Here is a 19,594-nt window from a genome sequence, read left to right on the forward strand (position 1 = left end):
GTCGAGGCAGGGGCCTCCGGATATGGGCCGAGGAGACGTTTCATGTCATGATCGAAATGCCGCCCGGGAAAGCGTCACCCGGGAAAACGCCACTCGGGAAAACGAAGAACCGAGGGCGAAGCGCGGGAGATGGAGCATGAGAAGAGGTAGCAGACTGCCCGAGCGGCTCTACGGCATCGCCATGTGGGCCGTATCGGCCGTTCTGGCGGTGTTTCTGATCGGTCTGGGCGGCCTCGTCATCGACGATCTCCCCCGGGGAACGCCTTCCATACCGCTGCACCCGGATTATCCGCCCGCTCTGGAGCTCCAAAGAGCGAGTCTTAAAAAGGACCGCGACAGGCGTGTCATGGAGCGCGAAGCCCAGGCCTTGCGTCTCGAAGCCGCGCGCAAGGCGATGGCGAGCGCGAAAGAGGGGTTTTCGACCTGGATCGAGACCCGCAAGGCCACCACCGATCCGACGCAGGATCGCGATGTGCTGGAACGGACCCGTCGTCTCGAGCAGCTTCAGGGCGTCGTGCGCGTCGAGGATCGTCGTCTGGACGAGATCGATGCCGCGATCGAGGCGATCGCGCGGTCGCAACGCGCCGCGCTCGCCCAGCGCAAAGCGCTGGATGACGCCTATCGTCCCATCCGTGCCAGACTGGTCTTCCGGGCCGAGACGCAGGTGTTTCTGCTACGGCTCGCCTTTACCCTTCCCCTGCTTTTCGTTTCCGCCTTTCTTGTCCTCAGGCGTCGGAACAGCGCCTTCTGGCCTCTTTATCGCGGTTTCGTTCTGGCGGCCCTTTACGGTTTCTTCGTCGAACTCGTTCCGTATCTTCCAAGTTACGGCGGCTATATCCGGTACGGCGTGGGCGTGGTCATGACGGTCATGGTCTGTATCGTTCTCGTCAGGAACATGCGGGCCTATCTGGCCCGGAGGCGCGCGGCCGAATCCGAGTCGGAGGTCCTGCGCAGGCAGAGGGTCGATCGGGACAATGCATATGCGCGGATCGATCGGAAGATCTGTCCGGATTGCGAGCGTCCGCTCCGTTTCTCCGAGGGGCAGGAGACCAATTTCTGCGTTCATTGCGGGCTGACGCTCTACCGGCATTGTCCGGTCTGCCAGACGCGCAATCTCGCCTTCAACCGCTTCTGTCTCTCCTGCGGGCATGAGGAACCGGGACGATGGGCTGGGGAACAACGGGCGGAAGAACACGACGTCTCTTCTGCGGCAACGACGCCCGCAAGCCCACATCGATATGGCAGAGACGATGAGAAGGAGCCCGTATCGTGATCCGCACTCCCAGCCCTCTCGCGCTGCATGTCGAAGAGATCACGATCGAAGCCTGTCTTCCCCTGCGCCGGGTCGTGTTGTGGCCGGATCTGACGGAGGATGCGTGTCGCGTTCCCGAAGACCCCGTTGCCCTGCATCTTGGCGCCGTCACAGGCGCCGGACACGGGAAGAGACTCGTCGGGTGCCTCTCCCTTTGTCCGGTGGGCGCGAATGCCGTTCAGCTTCGCAAATTCGCGGTACTGTCCGAATTCCAGAAGCAGGGTATCGGCACGGCACTCATGGAGGCGGCGCTCCTGCGCACGGAGGCCTCCGGCGCGCGCAGCCTGTGTCTCGACGCGCGGATCGGTGCCATTCCGTTTTACAGGCGTTTCGGCCTGAACGGCAGCGGGGCGCCGTTCCTCAAGGGCAGCATGGAGCATCTGCGCATGGAAATCCCGCTCCCACGCGAAACGGGCCCGGGTCGCGGTTGTCGTCTTTCTCCCGCGTCCCTGGGAGAGGGGTGAGAACCATCCGCAGGCGTCGGGCTGGCGGTCGGTTGCAATCCGTGAGAGAGCGGGGCGCGTTGCGAGGAGAAAATTCATGCTGACCCGCGCTTTTGCCGATTCTGTTCCGAATGCGGACCGGAATGGCACAGGACCGGCATCCGAACCGGGATTTTGCACGGGAGATCTGAGGGAGGCGCTGCGTTTTGCCGCCATCCTCCTCCCGGCGCTCTTCGTTTACGGGTCCGTCATCACGACATTCACGATGTCGATCGACAACGAGTTTCCGGATACGTTCGATCAGGATATCGGCCTCGGTCGCTGGGCCATTTCGCTTCTGAAGCGCCTTCTTCTGGCCGATCCCTATGCCGCCTATATCACGCCGGTCGTCTTCGTCGTCTTCCTGTCCCTGGCGGTATACATCGTCGGTCGAACGCTGCGTCTCTCCGACAGCATGCTTGTCGTCTTCGGCTTTCTGTCCGTTTCCTTTCCTGCCCTGTTCTATCAGGTGGATTTCAACGTGCAGAGCGATGCGGTCGGTATAGGGCTCGCCCTCGGCGCCGTATCGGCACCGCTTTTCCTGCAGGCTCTTCGTGCGGATCGCCCGATCGCTCGCCGCATTGCCCTGTTTTTTGCGGCTTGTGCGACTACGGCGATTTCGACGGCGACCTATCAATCGCTCTTCACCATGGGGCCCGGTATCGTCCTTCTCGTTCTGACGGAGAAGATCGCCCGCGGGGGAAAACCACCGGTCGCCCGGCTCGCCGGTCCCGGTATTCTCTGGCTCGCCACCTCCTTCGTTCTGTTTCGCCTCGTATCGCATGGCTTGCAGAGCGTTCTTTCCGTTTCGCCCAGCACCTATTTCGCAACGCAGATCGGCTGGACCCACGCATCGTTTCCCGCCTCCGTCTCCTCCGCCATCCGCAATGCAGTGACCTTGTGTCTCGGTGGAAATTACTACGGGAACGGGATCTATCTTCTCGCCACTCTGGCCTGCATCGCAGGGATCGTGGTCATGCTGCGCCATAGGCGTCCTGTGGGTGCCGTGTTGCTGGCTGCGATTCTCGTCCTGCCTTTCGCGCTCAACATCCTGCTGTCGTTCAGTTTTCCGCCCAGAACCTATGTGTTCCAGGGGTTTTCCTTCGCCTATCTGATCGTTTTCTTCCTCCGCTTCGGTCTGCCCGCGCGTTTCGTTCGTCCGGCAGCATTCGCGGCGACCTGCGGCGCGCTCTGGTTCGGAACCCATGTTCTGGCGTCCCTGGTGTTCGCCGACCAGATGAGCTGGCGGGCGGATATCGTCCTTGCCGAGCAGATCGAACAGCGCCTGCATTCCGCGATTCCCGATTATCGGGACGGCGTCACGCCGGTCTATTTCCATGGCGGCATCCAGCGCGCCAATCGCTGGAAGCCGCGCGGCTCCGATATTTACGGAACGTCGTTCTTTCACTGGGATGGGGGAAATAATCTGCGTATCTCGAACTTCATGCGTGCGAACATGATCGGAGAGGTCCGGATGGCGCCCCTTTCCCGGGTCCGGGCCATCATGGGCCGGATCGGGCCGCAGCCGGTTTTCCCTGCGACCGGATCCGTTTTCATGCTGGGGGGTGTGGCCGTGGTCCGGCTCGGTATCGAACCCGGAACGTTGCAGACCCTTCCGGAGTGAGCGCGCCAGAGTCGGGCGCAGGAGGGCGAGACATACGTCTCGGCCTCCCGGTTCATGCGCTCGTTCCGGCGCGCCGCACGACATGACGGGGCATGGCATGCGGCCTGTCGGGCTTTATCGTGTGGCAGTCTCTCCGCCACAGGGCGGAAGTTTCATGCGGTAGATGGTCGTCGGTCCCTGAAGGGGACGGGAATTGGCGAAAACCAGTTCGTCGAGGCGGGAATCGGAGATGTAGAGCCAGTCATTGGCGATCGCGAAACCGTCCGCCCAGTCGAGCACCGAAGGATCGCGGTAGACGAGATCGGTCTTCGGTTGTTTGGCCCCCGGAGGGAAAGTCAGGGCGTAGAGGCCGTGATTCTCGATATCGCCGACCCATAGCCGGTTGCATCGGTCCATTTCGATTCCGCCGCTCATGACCGACTGCCCCAGATATTCGGCCCGCTTGCTCAGCGCGGCATCGTCGAGGCTGGCATCGCGCAGATCGGCCGCACGGATGCGCCAGTAATGATGATCGGTAAGCGGGCGATAATAGACCCATTCCCTGTCCGGCGAGAGAGCAATGCCGTCATCCTGCGTGACCGGTAACGTGCCGTCCTTCTTCCGGGCCAGTTCGCCATAGATGTGCAGATGCTGTTCGGGATCGGCGACGCCGGAGCGCGTATTCGCCAGAACGAGACGATAGGCGCCGGTGTTCAGGTCGAGCACGACGAGACCGCCGCGGCCCCATTCATTGGTGATATAGGCCGTGCGCGTTCTGGTATCGACCCTGACGTCATTGAGCGAGTCCCCGGGCGTGATGTCGTGTCCGAAGCGGTAGAGACGCAGGAGCTGCCCTGTCCTCGCGTCGAACTCGACGAGTTTGGGCGGCAGCTTTTTCTGATCGACGGAGGGCAGGGACGAATCCAGAACCCAGAGATGATCCCGGTCATCGACCCACAGGGCCGGGACGGATACCCATTCTTCGCGGTCCTTCACGTCTTTGGAAAAACGGTTCCAGTCGGCGTCGGGGAAGGGGATGAGTGCGCCGGTCCGGTCGTCCAGCTGGACGACGCTTGCGCTGTAGCGTTTCATGGTCGCCGGGGCTGAGGCAAAGACGGTGCCCGAATGGGAGACGCCGACACCGATCACGTTGAAATCGGCGGGGAAGCGTTTGACAACCTCGAGGCTGGGCTGGCCGGCCGCCAGGGACAGGCTCGAGGTGAAGGCCATGCCTGCGAGCAGGGCGACGACGTTTCGTGTGATGGAGGTCCTGCTCATGCGAGTCCTGCTCCCTGGGTTGCGACATCGAGGGTGAAAATGGTGTTTTCCGCGCACATGAAGAGGCGGTCGCGCTGGGTCCCGCCAAAGGCGAGATTGGAGACACTGCGCGGCAGGCGCAGGCGGCCGATCATCTTTCCGGCCGGATTATAGACGAACACTCCGCACAGACCGAGCGGCCCGTTAGCCGCGACCCAGAGATTGCCGAGCACATCCGCCTTGATCCCGTCGGGCATGAGCTTGTGCCCGCCGAGTGTCATGTCGGCGAAGACACGCCTGTTGCGCAACGCACCGTTTCCGACGTCGAAGGCGTAGATGTTCCGGTAGCCGCCTCCATCGGGCGCCATGGCGCCTTTCTCGCTCGAGACGACGTAGAGCGTCTTGCGGTCGGGAGAAAAACACAGCCCGTTGGGCCCGGCGATATCCTTTCCGGAAAGGACAGCGGTGAGCTTGCGCGTTTCCGGGTCCAGATGGAACACATGGGTATCCTGTCCCTCGCGTCCGCCAATCTGCTCCGTTGCCTCGAGATCGAGATTCCAGGTCAGATTGTCTTTCGCCTTCTTCCCGTCGAGCGGCGCATCCGGATGCCCTTCCCAGAGGCGGTCGCCATAAGGCGGGTCGGTGAACCATATGCCGCCGGACGGATCCACGACGATGTCATTGGGAGAATTCAGCCTCTTGCCGCCGAAGCTCTCGGCCAGGACGGTGCAGCGACCGTCATGCTCCCACCGGATCACGCGCCTCAGGCCGTGCTCGCAGGTCAGAAGCCGTCCCTCGAGATCGTAGGTGTTCCCGTTCGAGTGATAGCTCTCCTTGCGAAAGACGGTCATGCAACGCTCCTCCGGCAGGTAGCGGTACTGCGTGCTGCCCATCACGTCGCTCACGATGAGGAACCGGCCTTCGCTCGACCAGGCCGGCCCTTCGAGCCAGAGTGCCCGTCCCTGCCAGGCCTGCACCAGCGGTGCGTTACCGAGAATGACTGTGCCGAAAGAGGGATCGTAGAAGATGATATCGGGGTCGGGCGTAAATGCGACCGGTGCCTTCGGCCCCCAGACCCGGGGAGGAGACGTGATCACGGAAGGGGGCGAGACGGCGACGTTCTTCTCTGCGGCGGAAGCCGATGCGCTACGGGTGAGGGCCGCCGCGCCCAGGGTTGAAGCACCCAGGGTCGAGGCACCCAGAGCAAGAAGATTGCGGCGGGAGAAACCGGGTTTCCGGGGAACCGGGGGAGGAGTCATCACACTTCTTGTTCCTTCTTTGCCCGACCGCGTCATCCGGATGGATATCCCGACGGATGCGCTTCGTTTCTTCAGACGATGTCACATTTTTTATGAGACATGTAACAACAATACGGTTTCGTCACCGTCTCGCCAGAAAGAAAGTGGAATGGACCGATCGGAAAACCGGATCGCATCGACTTCCTTCCCCCGGCCGGGTCGTCGGCCCGGACATGCGCTTGGCCGGATCTGCGGTCGAAACGTTCGGGCGATATTCCGTCCCTCGATGAAGAGGTGCATAATTCCCGGCTGGGATCACGAAAGGGTGACTGTCTATGGAAGCGAATATCCTGATCGCGGGTTTCGTTCTTTGTGTCGGAATTGTGTCTACGCTCGTCCTCGATCTGTGGGTGGTGCTTCTCGAACGTTATGCCGGACTGCCTCGTACGGACTGGAGACAGGTCGGGCGCTGGCTGCGCGGCCTGGCCTCGGGAAATCTCGTATTGCGGGAGGACGCTCCCGACCGTGAAGGAGCGGGGGATGCCGTGCTCGGCTGGTGCTTCCATTATGGCGTGGGTCTCGCCTATGCGGCGCTGCTTCCCGCAATCTGGGGGCGGGAGCTGATCGTCTATCCGCAGCCGCTGCCCTATATCCTTATCGGATTCGTTCTGAGCACGTTCGCCGGGCTTGGCATCCTGACGCCCTGTATGGGGGGCGGTTTCATGGGGCGCTTCCTTCCGCGCAAAGCGCCCGTCTATGCCTATGTCCTCGTCGCGCATATCGTGTTCACCCTCGCCCAGTATGCGACGGCACTCGGATACGCGCTCTGGTTCCTCTCCGTCTGATCCGGCTCCGCCCGGCGCGATAACGCCGACCGGGATCGCCCGGTCAGCACCACCGGCAAGAGAGATGGCCGGCGCGCTGTTTCCGACCGGAACCAGCCGAGCGGAAACATGCGATCGCAGGGGGCGGGCCGGAGACAGAGATCCCTCGGCAAGGACATCGCGGCGCAGGGCCTGCCCTGCGCCATCCCGAGGCAGACCGAGCGGTTCTAGGCTGCCTGGCTCTGTCTGGAGGCGTGCCGGGTCGTGCCCGGGGTCAGGGTTCGACGCACAGCATCGTTCCATCCTTCCAGCAGCTCGGCACGCAGAGCGGAATCGATTGCCGGGCGGAAAACGCGCTCCTGCTGCCAGATTGTCGCGATTTCCTCCAGCGACGACCACACGCCGGTCGCGAGCCCCGCAAGGAAGGCCGCGCCCAGAGCGGTCGTTTCGAGATCGGCGGGACGCTGCACGTCGGTATCGAGGATATTGGCCAGAAACTGGGAGAACCAGTCATTGGCCGACATGCCTCCATCGATCCTGAGCGTGCGCGCCTGCATGGCGCCATCCTCGCGCATTGCGTGCGCGAGATCGAAGGTCTGATAGGCCACCGATTCGAGCGCTGCGCGGGCGATATGCGCCTGGGTCGAGCCCAGAGTCAGGCCGCAGATCAGACCGCGTGCATCCGGATCCCAGTGCGGCGCACCCAGCCCGACGAAACCGGGCACCATATAGACGCCATGACTGTCTTCCACCCGGGTTGCCATGTCATCGGTCTGGGAGGCATGGGTGATGAGATGCAGCCCGTCACGCAGCCACTTGATGGCTGCACCGGCGACGAAGATCGAGCCCTCGAGGGCATAGGTGGTCTTGCCGCCGATCCGGTATCCGATGGTCGTCAGCAGGCGGTGATGCGACTCGACCGGCTTTTCTCCCGTATTGAGAAGCATGAAACAGCCGGTGCCATAGGTGGCCTTTGCCATTCCGGGCCGGAAACAGGCCTGCCCGACCAGAGCCGCGTGCTGGTCGCCCGCCATGCCTCCGATGGGAAGAGCGACGCCGAAATGCTCCGCTGCGGTCATGCCCAGCGCACCGCTATTGTCGCAGATCGAGGGAAGAATGGCATCCGGCACGCCGAACAGGGCGAGAAGCTCGGGGTCCCATGTCTGGGTATGGATATTGAAGAGGCAGGTACGGCTGGCATTGGTGATGTCGGTTGCATGGACCTCGCCCCCCGTCAGGCGCCACAGGAGGAAACAGTCGATGGTGCCCATCGCGATTTCTCCGGCTTCGGCTCTGGCCCGCAATCCGGGAACGGTATCGAGCAGCCATGCGACCTTGCTCGCCGAGAAATAGGGGTCCAGCAGTAATCCGGTCCGCTCGCGTACGAGCGATTCCGCGCCGTCGCGCCTGAGATCGGCGCAGAATTGCGCCGTGCGCCGATCCTGCCAGACGATCGCCCGGTGAACGGGCTTGCCTGTTTCGCGCTCCCAGAGCACCACGGTTTCACGCTGGCTCGTGATTCCGAGCCCCGCGATCGTCTCGACCCCGCCCGCTTCGGCAATTGCCTCCCGGGCCGTCGTGAGGGCATCGCGCCAGATATCCTCCACATCGTGTTCGACCCAGCCCGGAGCAGGATAATGCTGGGGGAACTCCCTGCGCGCGAGAGACAATGTCTTCGCCTTGCGGTCGAAGACGATGGCGCGGGTCGAGGTCGTTCCCTGGTCGATGGCGAGGATGTTCGTTTTCTTGGTCATGATCTTGGCTCCGTTTCTTGGCCCCGGGCGAAGGCGGGGGAGGGAAGGGGTGAGGCGTCCGGAAAAATCAGGGAATCGGGGCGATGGTCGGACCGCCCGTGCCGGTGAAACCGCCCCCGGCGGGAGGCTCCGCCCTGGGGGGAGCACCATGGGGAGCAACAGGGGGAGCAGCGGGGTGAGAGGGGGGCGCCCCGATCGCAGCCTGTGCGGTAGCAGCATATTTCGGCATGAAGGGTCGAAGCACATAATGATAGAGCCCGCCGCCGATCACACCACCGACGAGTGGGCCTGCAATGGGCACCCACCAGAAATTCTGCGGAGAGGGGAAAGCCGAGGCGCCCCATCCGGCGAGATAGGCGAAGCTGCGCGGGCCGAAATCACGGGCCGGGTTGATCGCCCAGGCGTCGAGAAAGCCGGAAGACGCGCCGATTGCGGCGACGAGAAGGCCGATGATGAGCGCGCCGGAATTCGCCTCGGGTGCCTGGGTATTGTACTGACATGTGATGGCGAAGACGCCGAAGACGAGCACGCCGGTGAGAATGATCTGTACGCCGAAAGAATGGAGCGCGGTCACCGCAAGGCCCGGATGGGTGAAGAACACGCCGGCTGCGCCGCCGTCACCGGCCCGGGTCAGGTGATGGGTCATGTTGTAATGATCGATCACCGGCGAGAAGTTCATATAGACGAGTGCCGCCCCGGCCATCGCCCCCGCCACCTGCGCCGCGCAATAGGGGAGGACCTTCTTCCATGGAAAGCCGCGATAGAGCGCCAGTGCGAGGGTGACGGCAGGATTGGCGTGCGTGCCGCTCACCGATCCCGTCGCATAGATCGCGATGGTGACACCGAGCCCCCAGACGATGGCAACGCCCCAATAGGCATTCTGATAGGGATTCGGGTCGTAGAGCACGATCATCGCGGCGACGCTGTCGCCGAAGAGAATGATGATCACGAGAGCGAAGAATTCGGCGACCAGCTCGCCGATGAAGCGCTTTCTGTCTGACATGATCTTTCGTCCATCTGCCAGAGGGTGGAAGGGAGGAGAGGAGGGAAGGGGGAAAAAGAAGCGGAGCCGGGACGGGTGCCTAGGCCACCGCGCTTGTCGCGGTTTCGTTGGTTCGTTCCCGCCGGGACATGTAATCCTGCAGGCGCGTGACGTCGTCGGGCGTCAGGAACAGGCCGAGTTTGCTGCGGCGCCAGAGAATATCCTCAGGGGTGCGCGCCCATTCGCGATCCATCAGATAATCCACCTCTCTTTCGTGGAGATCGGCGCCGATGAGCGCACCGAGACCGGGAGCCTCACGGTCCGAACCGATGATCGAGAATGCGAGGGTTCCGTAATTCCGGACCAGTCGGGTCGCGGTGCTCCTGTCGAGCGTGGGCAGAATGCGGATCAGATCGGCAACGAGCGAACCGAAGGCGCTGCGATGGAAATCGCCGCCCGGGAGCGGGGCATCCGCGGTCCAGGAGGGTTTGCGCAGGACCCCGAGATGGGGAGCGAGCTTCTCGAGGGCATGTTCCGCGAGCTTGCGATAGGTCGTGATCTTGCCCCCGAAAACCGACAGAACCGGCGCGGCGGCATGATCGAGATCGAGCACATAGTCCCGCGTGACAGCAGAGGCGCTGCCGGAGTGATCGTCATAGAGCGGACGTACTCCGGAATAGCTCCAGACGACATCGTCCGCAGTGATCGCCTTGCGAAAATAGCGGTTCACGCTGGTGCAGAGATAATCGATCTCCTCGGTCGTGATCGCGACGTGATCGGGATCCCGGTCGAAGGGAATATCGGTGGTGCCGATCAGGGTGAAGCGCCCCTCATAGGGAATGGCGAAGACGATACGCTTGTCCGGGTTCTGGAGGATATAGGCCTGGGGTGTATCGAAAAGCCTGGGCACGACGATATGGCTGCCCTTGATCAGGCGCACCGCGTTGCGGGAGCGGATGTCGAGCCGGTCATGCAGGAGTTCCGCAACCCAGGGGCCGGCGGCGTTGACGATGGCCTTCGCCGTAACGGAGGTGCAGGCGCCGCTCGTTTCGTCCTCGATGATCGCATGCCATGAGTTTTCGTGCCGTGTCGCAGCCACGAAACGCGTTCTCGTGCGGATATCGGCCCCCAGACGCGCCGCATCCATGACATTGAGTGCAACGAGCCTGCTGTCCTGCACCCAGCCATCGGAATATTCGAAGCCACGGACATAATCCGGTTTGAGGACCTGGCCCGCCTTTTCGTTTTGAAGCGCGATATTGCGCGTTTTGGGAAGGGTCATGTGACGACAGAGATTGTCATAGAGGAACAGACCCGCGCGCAGGAGCCAGGCCGGGCGCAGCATCGAGGAATGCGGAAGGATGAAGCGCATCGGCCAGATGATATGCGGTGCGATCCGCAGCAGGCGCTCGCGTTCGTTCAGTGCTTCGCGGACGAGGCGGAACTCGTAATATTCGAGATAACGCAATCCGCCATGGATGAGCTTCGTGCTCGCCGAGGAGGTATGGCTGGCGAGGTCGTCCTTCTCGACGAGCAGCACTTTCGCGCCGCGACCGGCGGCGTCGCGCGCGATACCGGCGCCGTTGATCCCCCCGCCGATGACGAGCAGATCGTAATCCAGCGTCGCGTGCGGAGCGATGATCCGGCGGGGGCTCCCTGACGAGGCCCTGTCAGGCGGGGAAGTTCCGTCATGCCTGCCGGGGAGGCCGCCGGGGAGTTCGCCGGAGAGTCCGGGCGAAGACTGGGTCGGATCTTGAGAGGCGGCGTTTGGCATCCGGGGTTTCTTTCGGCATCGACGAAGAGAAACCCTGAATAAAGGCAAAACGAACAAAAACGAACATAAAACGTTAATGATAACGTCTATGTGTTATATGTTGCGTCTAATCGCGGTCGGGGATGTGAAGAGTCACATTTGCCGCCTCGAGCCGCGCGCAGAATTCCGGCTGGGGCAACCGGTCCGTTACGAAATCATGGATGTTCGAGAGATCGCCCACGCGCCCCACGGGATGACGCGAAAACTTCGTGTGATCGGCCAGCAGCACGACCCGGCGGGCATGGCGCATGATCGCGCGTGCGCACTGGATCTCGTCCAGATCGAAATCGAGAAGGGTGCCGTCCTCCTCTATGCCGCTTATTCCGATCACACCGAATTCCGCCCGGAATCCCGAGAGGGATTCGGTCGCGCCTGCACCCACGATGCCGCCATCCTGCGGCCGCACCAGCCCCCCGGCGATCACGGTGCGGAAATCCCGTCTCCCGGCGAATGCTGCGGCGACGTGAAGGTTGTTCGTGATGACATGAAGGTCGCGATGACCCGTGAGCGCGCGCGCGAAAGCCTCCGTCGTGGTGCCGATATTGATGAAGAGGGACGCGCCGTCCGGAATGAGGCGGGCTGCAACGGCGCCGATGGCATCCTTCGCGCGGGAATGCAGGCCACGCCGCTCGGTATAGGCGATGTTCTCGACCGAAGATGAGGGACTGGCGCCTCCATGATAGCGGGCCAGCAATCCGGCATCGGCGAGATGGGTGAGATCGCGCCTGATCGTCTGGACCGTCACCCCGAGGGTCTGGGCGAGATCCTCGTTGGACATGAAACCGTTTTCCTGAACGAGGGTCACGATCTGTCTGTGGCGCGGAGAGCTCGGTAACGTCTGGTTCATGAACCCCTGTCTGCGATGCGGCGTTGTAGGATGCAATCATGCTCTTGTGACCTCACGACCGGAAGCCCATTTCTCCCCCATGGCGACAGCAAGCAGATCAACGATGGACGCGATCCCCGAACACAGGCTGATGGGGTTCCGTCCCGAACGCCAGCCGGTGAAGGAGAAACTGCGCCGTCTGGTGGTCCAGTCGGATTACGATCCGGCAGGCGACCAGCCCAGAGCCATCGCTGAACTCGTCGAGGGCGTGGTGCAGGGAGAGGCCGATCAGGTTCTTCTGGGCGTCACCGGATCGGGCAAGACCTTCACCATGGCGAAGGTGATCGAGGCGACCCAGAAGCCGACGCTGATCCTCGCACCCAACAAGACCCTGGCAGCCCAGCTCTACGGGGAAATGAAGCAGTTCTTCCCCGAGAATGCGGTCGAGTATTTCGTATCCTATTACGATTACTACCAGCCCGAGGCCTATGTGCCGCGCTCGGACACCTATATCGAGAAAGACAGCCAGATAAACGAGCAGATCGACCGGATGCGCCACGCGGCGACGCAGGCGCTTCTGGAGCGCAACGACGTCATCATCGTCGCATCCGTCTCGTGCATCTACGGTATCGGGTCGGTCGAGACCTATTCGCGCATGGTGGTCAAGCTCGAGACGGGAGGCAGCATCGACCGGGATCGCCTGATCAAGGCCCTGGTCGAATTGCAGTATCGACGCAACGATGCCGCCTTCGAACGCGGAACCTTCCGTGTGAGAGGGGAGCAGATCGATATCTTCCCCGTGCAGAACGAGGATCGCGCGTGGCGTGTGTCGCTGTTCGGAGACGAGATCGAGGCCATCATCGAATTCGACCCGCTGACGGGGAACAAGACGGCGGATCTGTCGGAGATCAGCGTCTATGCGAATTCGCATTACGTGACGCCACGCCCGACGCTCAACCAGGCCATGATCGGCATCAAGGCCGAGCTGAAGCAGCGTCTCGACGAGCTGAACGCGACCGGCAAGCTGCTCGAGGCGGAACGGCTCCAGCAGAGAACGACCTTCGATCTCGAGATGATCGAGACGACCGGCGCCTGCAAGGGTATCGAAAACTACTCGCGCTATCTCTCGGGACGCGGGCCGGGCGACCCGCCGCCCACGCTTTTCGAATATCTTCCCGAAGACGCGCTTCTGATCGTGGATGAAAGTCACGTCACCGTACCGCAGATCGGCGGCATGGCACGCGGAGATCACGCGCGCAAATCCGTGCTGGCCGAATACGGCTTCCGTCTGCCGTCCTGTCTCGACAACCGCCCCCTCAAATTCGAGGAGTGGCAGGCTCTGCGCCCGCAAAGCATTTTCGTCTCGGCAACGCCCGGTCCGTGGGAAATGGAGCGCACGAGCGGCGTCTTCGCCGAGCAGATCATTCGTCCGACGGGGCTGATCGACCCTGTGACCATCGTCCGGCCGGTCGAGGGGCAGGTGGACGATCTCCTCGGAGAAGCGCGCGAGACCATCGCGGCCGGCGGGCGCGTGCTCGTCACCACGCTGACGAAGCGCATGGCCGAGGATCTTACGGAGTATCTCGGCGAGGCGGGGATAAAGGTGCGTTACCTTCACTCCGATGTGGATACGCTGGAGCGGATCGAGATCATCCGCGATCTGCGCCTCGGTGCGTTCGACGTGCTGGTAGGGATCAACCTGCTGCGCGAAGGGCTCGACATTCCGGAATGCGCCCTGGTCGCGATCCTCGATGCAGACAAGGAAGGGTTCCTCCGCAGCCGTACCTCGCTCATCCAGACGATCGGTCGCGCGGCCCGCAATGTCGACGGGCGCGTTCTGCTCTATGCCGACAGGATGACCGGATCGCTCGAATTCGCCATTGAGGAAACCGCGCGTCGTCGGGCGAAGCAGATCGAGTGGAACGAAGCGCACGGGATCACGCCACAGACCGTCCGGTCGCGGATCGGCGACGCCCTCTCTTCGGTTTTCGAACAGGATTACGTCACGGTCGGCCCCGATGCGGCGGGCGATACGAAGGAATTTGTCGGAAAATCGCTCGGCGCTTCCATACAGGATCTGGAAAAGCGCATGCGCGCGGCGGCGGCCGATCTCGATTTCGAGCAGGCCGCGCGTTTGCGTGACGAGATCAAGCGTCTCGAGGCGCTCGATCTCGGTCTCGAGCCGCCCCCCTTGCCCAGTTCGACAGCGGGGCGTAGCTCTTCCAGGCCGGGCGGGAAAACGCCGCGCCCCCTCGGCCCCGGAGGTGGGGGATACGATCCATCGAAAAAGCGTGGGGGCAGGAGGAGACCGGGATGATCGAATTGCGCAATGGCGAGGCCCAGCTCGGGCTGTTGCCCGCTCTGGGGGGAAGCGTGGCTTCCTGGCGCCTGCACGGTCGCGACATTCTGGCGCCGACGATCGACCCCAGCCTTGCCGCACAGAGAGGCGCCGCCATCGCGGCCTATCCGCTTGTGCCCTATTCGAACCGCATCGGGAATGCCCGGTTCTCGTTCGATGGCGAAACCTATTGCCTCAACCCGAATATCGGTGGGGAAAACAATGCCATCCACGGGAATGGATGGGAGCGGGAATGGAGCGTGGCGCAGCACGACAGCGAACGCGCCATATTCACGCTCGACCATGATCCCGGGAAGGGAGACGACCCTGCGCAATGGCCTTTCGCCTATCGCGCCGTGATCTCCTACATCCTCGAACGCGATCGTCTCCGGGTCGAGATCCTGCTGGCCAATCGAGACACGCGCCCCCAGCCGGTCGGGCTCGGTTTCCATCCGTTTTTCGCCCGGACGGAAGAGATGACCCTCCGGTTTTCCGCGCGTGGCGTATGGGAAAATGACGCCAGTCATCTCCCGAAGGGCCTGACCCCCTGCACGGATGACTGGGATTTCAGCGCGGGACGCCCAGTCAGGGCGCTCTCAGTCGATAACTGCTTTGCAGGATGGACCGACGAGGCCGTTCTGGCCGCGCCCGATGCAGGGTATCGCGTGCGGATCTCCGCCGATCCCGTCTTCTCCCATCTCGTCGTTTTTACCGCGCCGGAGAAACCCTTCGTGGCCGTCGAGGCGGTCACGAACATGAACGATGCGATCAATCATCCCGAGATTCTGGAGCGCGGCCTTCATTTGCTCGCGCCGGGAGAACGGCTCTCGGGCGTCGTCTGTTACGATGTGATCGAGCCCCGTGGACAGACGCGATGAGGCGGGCGGATCCGGCGGATGAGTCCCGTGGGTGAACAGGGCAAACCGGCGCTCTCCCTCTATCTCTCTCCCCGGGGCGCCGCACGGATGCGAGACGAGCTGAACGCATTGCTTCAGATCGAGCGACCCAGAATCGTCGAGATCGTCTCATGGGCGGCTGGCAATGGCGACCGGTCGGAGAATGGCGATTATATCTATGGCAAGCGGCGCCTGCGTGAGATCGACCGGCGTATCCGTTTCCTCACCAGAAGGCTGGACAATGCGATCATCGTCGATCCGCGAGAGCAGAGCGTGAGAGACCGGGTGTTCTTCGGCGCGCGCGTCCGTTATCTCGACGAGGACGATACGCTGCATACCGTGACGATATGCGGCTGTGACGAGGCCGATCTGTCGCGACAGGAGATCAGTCTCGTCTCTCCCGTTGCCCGCGCCCTGATGCGCGCAAGAGTGGGCGACGAAGTCAGTCTGCAAAGCCCGCGCGGCGCGGTAACGCTCGAGATCCGGTCGATCGATTATCCCGACTGAGACGGCCGTCTCCCACCCGCTGGCCGGGATGCCAGAGCCGGTATGGCGCGACGAAGGATAAAGCGTCGGCAAGGGCAGGGGGATGGCGACCTGCAACCCGCCGGAGTGATCGTTTCCCGGCCAATCGCTTCCCGGGCGACCGGCGATGGAAGATGTGACGATACGGGTCGTGTCGTCGTAACATGATGCCCGACAGGCTCCCGGATCCAACGGGACAGAACCAGAAAGGACCCGAGAATGGCGCTTCGTATCGCTGTACAGATGGACCCGCTCGAAGACGTCAATATCGACGGGGATTCGACTTTCGCCCTGATGCTCGAGGCCCAGCGGCGCGGCCACGATCTGTTCGTCTATGACGTGCGGACCCTTTGTCTCGGTGAGGGCGGAGCGGAACGCACGGTCCAGCAGGGCCGTCTCTCGGCGCGCGCCCGTCCGGTCCGGGTCTCGCGGGAGAGAGGACGCCATGCGGTTTTCGGCGAAACGGCGCGACTCGATCTTGCGACCACCGACGCGATCCTGATGCGTCAGGATCCCCCGTTCGACATGGGCTATATCACCGCGACGCATATGCTCGAGCATGTGCATGGCACTGGCCCGGGAAAGACGCTCGTCGTGAACGATCCGAAAGCCGTGCGCGACGCTCCCGAGAAGCTTCTCGTCACCCATTATCCCGATCTCATGCCGCCGACCCTGGTCACCTGGGATCGCGAGGCCCTGTCGGAATTCCGGGATCGATACGGGGATGTCATCCTCAAGCCCCTTTATGGCAATGGCGGTGCCGGTATTTTCCGTATCCGCGAGGGCGACGAGAATTTTGCCTCCCTGCTCGAGCTGCATTTCAGCCGCTCGCATGAGCCTCTCATGATCCAGCGCTATGAGCCGCTGGTCCGGAAAGGCGACAAGCGGATCATCCTGGTCGATGGCAAACCCATAGGAGCGATCAATCGCGTGCCTGCATCGGGTGAGGCACGATCGAATATGCATGTCGGTGGACGGGCCGAGGCTGTCGCGCTCACGAAGCGCGACGAGGAGATCTGCGCACGCATAGGCTCACATCTGCGTGATAACGGCCTCATCTTCGTGGGGATCGACGTGATCGGCGACTGGCTGACGGAGATCAACGTGACGTCGCCGACCGGTCTTCAGGAGCTGGACCGCTTCAACGACATGAACAGCGCCGGCCTCGTCTGGGATGCGATCGAGAGCAAGCTGGGCTGAACCGGAAAAGCATCCGGACAGGGAAGTACAGGGAGCGACTTCGCCCGTCACTCTTCCTTGTCCGGTGGCGTGGAATCGTAGCGGAAGGGGAGGGAAACTTCCGGCATTGCCTTGCCCTCGGGCGGGCGCGGCGGCGGCGAACGATCGAACCTGTTGAGATACCAGTCCTTGATCTCGCCCTTGTACCTGACGAGGAAGATCGACGCCCACAGCATCACGGACAACAGGAGAAGGCAGATATTGAGAGTGGACATCGACATACCTTCTCTGTTGGCAACGCATCCGACGAAGGACAGAAAGCAGGCGGTCTCGCGCGCCATCGATCCTCGCAGCAGGACGATGAATTGCAAACCTCCTCTCGCCAGTCCAGAGGAGATCGGCTAAGACCCTTGTCGAAAGGCGATGCTCGTTTCACGAGCCAGCGTCATGTAAAAGCCCATCGCGCCTGGCTCGGCGTGCCGCGAGCGGCAAGTCTCAGGACAGGACCCTTGATTTTGTACGACCAGACAAACGAAGCCTGATGACACGACCGGACCCCCTGACCGACCCTGCTCCTTCGATGGATGACGCTCATCCGCGGCCCCGCTCCGCGCTCGATGCCGATGCCGTGCGCGCTGCGTACAGGCGCTGGGCGCGGGTCTACGATTCCGTGTTCGGGGGCATCTCGGCATTCGGGCGTCGCCGGGCTGTCGCCGCGGTCAATGCCCTGCCGGGGCAGCGCGTGCTCGAGGTCGGTGTGGGGACGGGGCTGGCCCTGCCCCATTATACGAAGGACAAGCACATCACGGGTATCGACCTTTCCGAGGCGATGCTGGAACGTGCGCGGCAGCGTGTCATTCACCAGCAGCTCGGTAATGTCGACGATCTGCTCGAGATGGATGCGGAAGCCACCAGCTTCGACTCGGGATCCTTCGACATCGCCGTGGCGATGTTCGTGGCCTCCGTCGTGCCGAGCCCGCGTCGTCTTCTGGGTGAGCTCAAGCGTGTGGTCAAACCCGGCGGACATATCCTGTTCGTCAACCATTTCCTGGCGACGGGCGGTGTCAGGCTCGCGGTGGAGCGGGGCATGGCACGCGCATCGCGCTCTCTTGGCTGGCATCCGGATTTCGCCATGGAATCCCTCCTGCCGCCGGAAGATCTCAGCCGGGCCACCATAACGCCCGTACCGCCGGCCGGATTGTTCACACTCGTGACATTGCCGCTCGACGGGGATAAATAGAAACGAGACGGCCCTGGTTGCCTGACACATACGTGCCCGACAGTTCACACCAGACTCGGCCTTGAACAGATGGTCCCTCTCTCCCGTGACGGAAAGAGCGGACAATATGGGGAACTGGTCTTGCTGAAGGTACTGAAATCCGGATCCGCAGAAACGACGCGTTTCCGGGCGGACGGTGCGGCGTTTCTCGCACTTGCTCTTCTCTGCGGCTTTCTCGGTGGCGGCCTCGGTGCGCTCGCTCTGGGAAAGCAGATGAGCCCGGCCGTAAGCCACGGTCTTCTTCTCGATCTTTTCGTGCTTGTTCCCGCTTTCATCGGCGGGATGGGGCGGCTCGTCCTGCCCCGTGAGCTTGCTGCAACGCCCGGCGCGCTCGTCGCCCTCGATCGTCTTGCTTTCGCGCTTCTGGCTGGAGGTGCGCTCTGTGCCGCCGGAGGCATCGCGGCGCCGGGCCTGTTTGCGATGTCCCTCCTGTTCTGGACGTTCGGAATCTGTGCGCTTGCCACCTCCACGGTGGTCGATTGCTTGGAGTGTCGCAAAGGTCGGTTCAGGGATCTTTCTCCGTTTGCATGGTCTCAGCTTCTCGCGTCTCTGGGCATCATCGTCATCGCGCCCGTGATGCTGGCCGGTGTGGCACATGATCTGATGGGTGGCATGACCGGAACGTCAGCGGTCCAGTCCTGGCTCGTCCGGGTCCAGACACCGCTTCTTGCGCTGGTCATCACGCTCGCACTGGGCGCGATCGCAACGCTCATCCCCGGTCATTCCCTGTCCAGTCGCCTGATCGTGCCTTCCGCGATGGCCATTCCCTCGGTTCTCGTGCCCGTTATCTGGGCGCATGGTACGATCGTACCCGGGACGTCCGACATCTTGTTGCGCGCGCTCGGGGTTGCCCTTCCGTCCATCGCTCTGATCGGCCTGGTCTGCCTCGGGTTGTGGCGCCGGAATATCGATCTCGATATCGGGTTTTCATGGAGTTTCCCTGCGCTGCTTCTTCTTGCGGCGGGCTGGGCGCTTTCCCTCTTCCCCGATCGTCCTGAACTGTTTCACTCCGCCATGCTTTTCGGCGCCATTTTCGCACTGTTCGGCTGTTATTACAGCTGGCAGGAGGACGCTCTGCACGCACCGGCCCCCGCATGGCTCGCCCGCATCCATCTCGTATCGATGGGGGTTGCCGTATTTGCGATGATGCCGATGTTTCCGGTTCTCTCCCTTCTCGGAAATGCTGGTATGATCGTCTCCATGTTCTGCGTCGGCCTGTTGATCGTGCGTTTCCTGTCCGCAGCCTCTTCACCGGCCCGGGCCGGACTCCGATGAGCGGGGCCCAG

General features: G+C 62.6%; 17 protein-coding genes. 10 read left to right on the forward strand and 7 right to left on the reverse strand.

Annotated features, from left to right (window positions below):
* The first annotated feature begins 136 nt into the window (after positions 1 to 136).
* The 3 genes from SSA02_RS03075 to SSA02_RS03085 all read left to right on the forward strand — a co-directional run bounded on the left by SSA02_RS03075 (position 137) and on the right by SSA02_RS03085 (position 3,418).
* On the forward strand, positions 137 to 1,273 hold the full coding sequence (locus SSA02_RS03075; RefSeq protein WP_147092414.1) for a zinc ribbon domain-containing protein: 1,137 nt from the start codon (positions 137 to 139) through the stop codon (positions 1,271 to 1,273).
* A complete protein-coding gene (locus SSA02_RS03080; RefSeq protein ID WP_186807646.1) occupies positions 1,270 to 1,776 on the forward strand; it encodes a GNAT family N-acetyltransferase in 507 nt (168 codons plus the stop codon). The genes SSA02_RS03075 and SSA02_RS03080 overlap by 4 nt, the downstream gene beginning before the upstream one ends.
* Before the next feature lie 76 nt (positions 1,777 to 1,852).
* Positions 1,853 to 3,418, forward strand: coding sequence for a glucosyltransferase domain-containing protein (locus tag SSA02_RS03085; protein ID WP_147092416.1), 1,566 nt, complete (start codon positions 1,853 to 1,855; stop codon positions 3,416 to 3,418).
* A gap of 114 nt (positions 3,419 to 3,532) precedes the next feature.
* On the opposite strand, the gene SSA02_RS03090 is transcribed toward SSA02_RS03085, so the two are convergent.
* Positions 3,533 to 4,675, reverse strand: coding sequence for an L-dopachrome tautomerase-related protein (locus SSA02_RS03090; RefSeq protein ID WP_147092417.1), 1,143 nt, complete (start codon positions 4,673 to 4,675; stop codon positions 3,533 to 3,535).
* Positions 4,672 to 5,913: an SMP-30/gluconolactonase/LRE family protein gene (locus tag SSA02_RS03095; protein ID WP_147092418.1), complete on the reverse strand. Its 1,242-nt coding sequence runs from the start codon at positions 5,911 to 5,913 to the stop codon at positions 4,672 to 4,674. Before SSA02_RS03095 ends, SSA02_RS03090 begins: the two co-directional genes overlap by 4 nt.
* A gap of 362 nt (positions 5,914 to 6,275) precedes the next feature.
* Between SSA02_RS03095 and SSA02_RS03100 the strand changes: the two genes are divergently transcribed.
* Entirely contained in the window at positions 6,276 to 6,737 is a 462-nt protein-coding gene (locus SSA02_RS03100; protein WP_186807647.1) for a DUF2938 family protein, read from the forward strand.
* 206 nt (positions 6,738 to 6,943) lie between these two features.
* Here SSA02_RS03100 and glpK read toward each other — a convergent pair whose 3' ends face one another.
* From glpK to SSA02_RS03120, 4 genes are all read right to left on the reverse strand, one after another.
* The gene (gene glpK, locus SSA02_RS03105; RefSeq protein ID WP_147092420.1) at positions 6,944 to 8,470 is read right to left on the reverse strand and encodes a glycerol kinase GlpK; all 1,527 of its coding nucleotides are present in this window, start codon (positions 8,468 to 8,470) and stop codon (positions 6,944 to 6,946) included.
* A gap of 67 nt (positions 8,471 to 8,537) precedes the next feature.
* Positions 8,538 to 9,473, reverse strand: a complete 936-nt coding sequence (locus SSA02_RS03110) for an MIP/aquaporin family protein (RefSeq protein ID WP_147092421.1) — start codon at positions 9,471 to 9,473, stop codon at positions 8,538 to 8,540.
* Positions 9,474 to 9,552: 79 nt separating this feature from the next.
* Complete coding sequence (gene glpD, locus SSA02_RS03115; protein ID WP_147092422.1) at positions 9,553 to 11,226, reverse strand: glycerol-3-phosphate dehydrogenase; 1,674 nt, start codon at positions 11,224 to 11,226, stop codon at positions 9,553 to 9,555.
* A 106-nt stretch (positions 11,227 to 11,332) separates the two neighbouring features.
* Positions 11,333 to 12,112 carry a DeoR/GlpR family DNA-binding transcription regulator gene (locus tag SSA02_RS03120; RefSeq protein ID WP_147092423.1) on the reverse strand — a complete coding sequence of 260 codons (780 nt, stop codon included), beginning with the start codon at positions 12,110 to 12,112 and terminating at the stop codon, positions 11,333 to 11,335.
* Between the two features lie 79 nt (positions 12,113 to 12,191).
* Here SSA02_RS03120 and uvrB point away from each other — a divergent pair, with 79 nt between their 5' ends.
* The 4 genes from uvrB to gshB all read left to right on the forward strand — a co-directional run bounded on the left by uvrB (position 12,192) and on the right by gshB (position 17,050).
* Positions 12,192 to 14,408, forward strand: coding sequence for an excinuclease ABC subunit UvrB (gene uvrB, locus SSA02_RS03125; protein ID WP_147092676.1), 2,217 nt, complete (start codon positions 12,192 to 12,194; stop codon positions 14,406 to 14,408).
* The gene (locus tag SSA02_RS03130; RefSeq protein ID WP_147092424.1) at positions 14,405 to 15,307 is read left to right on the forward strand and encodes an aldose 1-epimerase; all 903 of its coding nucleotides are present in this window, start codon (positions 14,405 to 14,407) and stop codon (positions 15,305 to 15,307) included. Before uvrB ends, SSA02_RS03130 begins: the two co-directional genes overlap by 4 nt.
* Before the next feature lie 18 nt (positions 15,308 to 15,325).
* The gene (gene greB / locus SSA02_RS03135; RefSeq protein ID WP_147092425.1) at positions 15,326 to 15,832 is read left to right on the forward strand and encodes a transcription elongation factor GreB; all 507 of its coding nucleotides are present in this window, start codon (positions 15,326 to 15,328) and stop codon (positions 15,830 to 15,832) included.
* Positions 15,833 to 16,069: 237 nt separating this feature from the next.
* On the forward strand, positions 16,070 to 17,050 hold the full coding sequence (gshB, locus tag SSA02_RS03140) for a glutathione synthase (protein ID WP_147092426.1): 981 nt from the start codon (positions 16,070 to 16,072) through the stop codon (positions 17,048 to 17,050).
* Between the two features lie 47 nt (positions 17,051 to 17,097).
* Here the strand turns inward: gshB and SSA02_RS03145 are convergent, their stop codons facing one another.
* The gene (locus SSA02_RS03145; RefSeq protein ID WP_147092427.1) at positions 17,098 to 17,310 is read right to left on the reverse strand and encodes a hypothetical protein; all 213 of its coding nucleotides are present in this window, start codon (positions 17,308 to 17,310) and stop codon (positions 17,098 to 17,100) included.
* A gap of 260 nt (positions 17,311 to 17,570) precedes the next feature.
* Here SSA02_RS03145 and SSA02_RS03150 point away from each other — a divergent pair, with 260 nt between their 5' ends.
* Together SSA02_RS03150 and SSA02_RS03155 are read left to right on the forward strand one after the other, a co-directional pair.
* Positions 17,571 to 18,269, forward strand: a complete 699-nt coding sequence (locus SSA02_RS03150; protein WP_246103575.1) for a class I SAM-dependent methyltransferase — start codon at positions 17,571 to 17,573, stop codon at positions 18,267 to 18,269.
* 120 nt (positions 18,270 to 18,389) lie between these two features.
* Positions 18,390 to 19,583, forward strand: a complete 1,194-nt coding sequence (locus SSA02_RS03155) for a hypothetical protein (protein ID WP_147092428.1) — start codon at positions 18,390 to 18,392, stop codon at positions 19,581 to 19,583.
* Positions 19,584 to 19,594: the final 11 nt, after the last annotated feature.

Origin of the sequence: Swaminathania salitolerans (genome assembly GCF_007988945.1) — a bacterium.
GTDB lineage: Bacteria > Pseudomonadota > Alphaproteobacteria > Acetobacterales > Acetobacteraceae > Swaminathania > Swaminathania salitolerans.

What these genes read in the sequence shown, in the direction of transcription:
- SSA02_RS03075 (WP_147092414.1), top strand. Translation starts at nt 137, where the DNA reads ATGAGAAGAGGTAGCAGACTGCCCGAGCGGCTCTACGGCATCGCCATG.
- SSA02_RS03085 (WP_147092416.1), top strand. Translation starts at nt 1,853, where the DNA reads ATGCTGACCCGCGCTTTTGCCGATTCTGTTCCGAATGCGGACCGGAAT.
- SSA02_RS03090 (WP_147092417.1), bottom strand. Translation starts at nt 4,675, where the DNA reads ATGAGCAGGACCTCCATCACACGAAACGTCGTCGCCCTGCTCGCAGGC.
- SSA02_RS03095 (WP_147092418.1), bottom strand. Translation starts at nt 5,913, where the DNA reads ATGACTCCTCCCCCGGTTCCCCGGAAACCCGGTTTCTCCCGCCGCAAT.
- glpK (WP_147092420.1), bottom strand. Translation starts at nt 8,470, where the DNA reads ATGACCAAGAAAACGAACATCCTCGCCATCGACCAGGGAACGACCTCG.
- SSA02_RS03110 (WP_147092421.1), bottom strand. Translation starts at nt 9,473, where the DNA reads ATGTCAGACAGAAAGCGCTTCATCGGCGAGCTGGTCGCCGAATTCTTC.
- glpD (WP_147092422.1), bottom strand. Translation starts at nt 11,226, where the DNA reads ATGCCAAACGCCGCCTCTCAAGATCCGACCCAGTCTTCGCCCGGACTC.
- SSA02_RS03120 (WP_147092423.1), bottom strand. Translation starts at nt 12,112, where the DNA reads ATGAACCAGACGTTACCGAGCTCTCCGCGCCACAGACAGATCGTGACC.
- uvrB (WP_147092676.1), top strand. Translation starts at nt 12,192, where the DNA reads ATGGCGACAGCAAGCAGATCAACGATGGACGCGATCCCCGAACACAGG.
- SSA02_RS03130 (WP_147092424.1), top strand. Translation starts at nt 14,405, where the DNA reads ATGATCGAATTGCGCAATGGCGAGGCCCAGCTCGGGCTGTTGCCCGCT.
- greB (WP_147092425.1), top strand. Translation starts at nt 15,326, where the DNA reads ATGAGTCCCGTGGGTGAACAGGGCAAACCGGCGCTCTCCCTCTATCTC.
- gshB (WP_147092426.1), top strand. Translation starts at nt 16,070, where the DNA reads ATGGCGCTTCGTATCGCTGTACAGATGGACCCGCTCGAAGACGTCAAT.
- SSA02_RS03145 (WP_147092427.1), bottom strand. Translation starts at nt 17,310, where the DNA reads ATGTCGATGTCCACTCTCAATATCTGCCTTCTCCTGTTGTCCGTGATG.
- SSA02_RS03150 (WP_246103575.1), top strand. Translation starts at nt 17,571, where the DNA reads ATGACACGACCGGACCCCCTGACCGACCCTGCTCCTTCGATGGATGAC.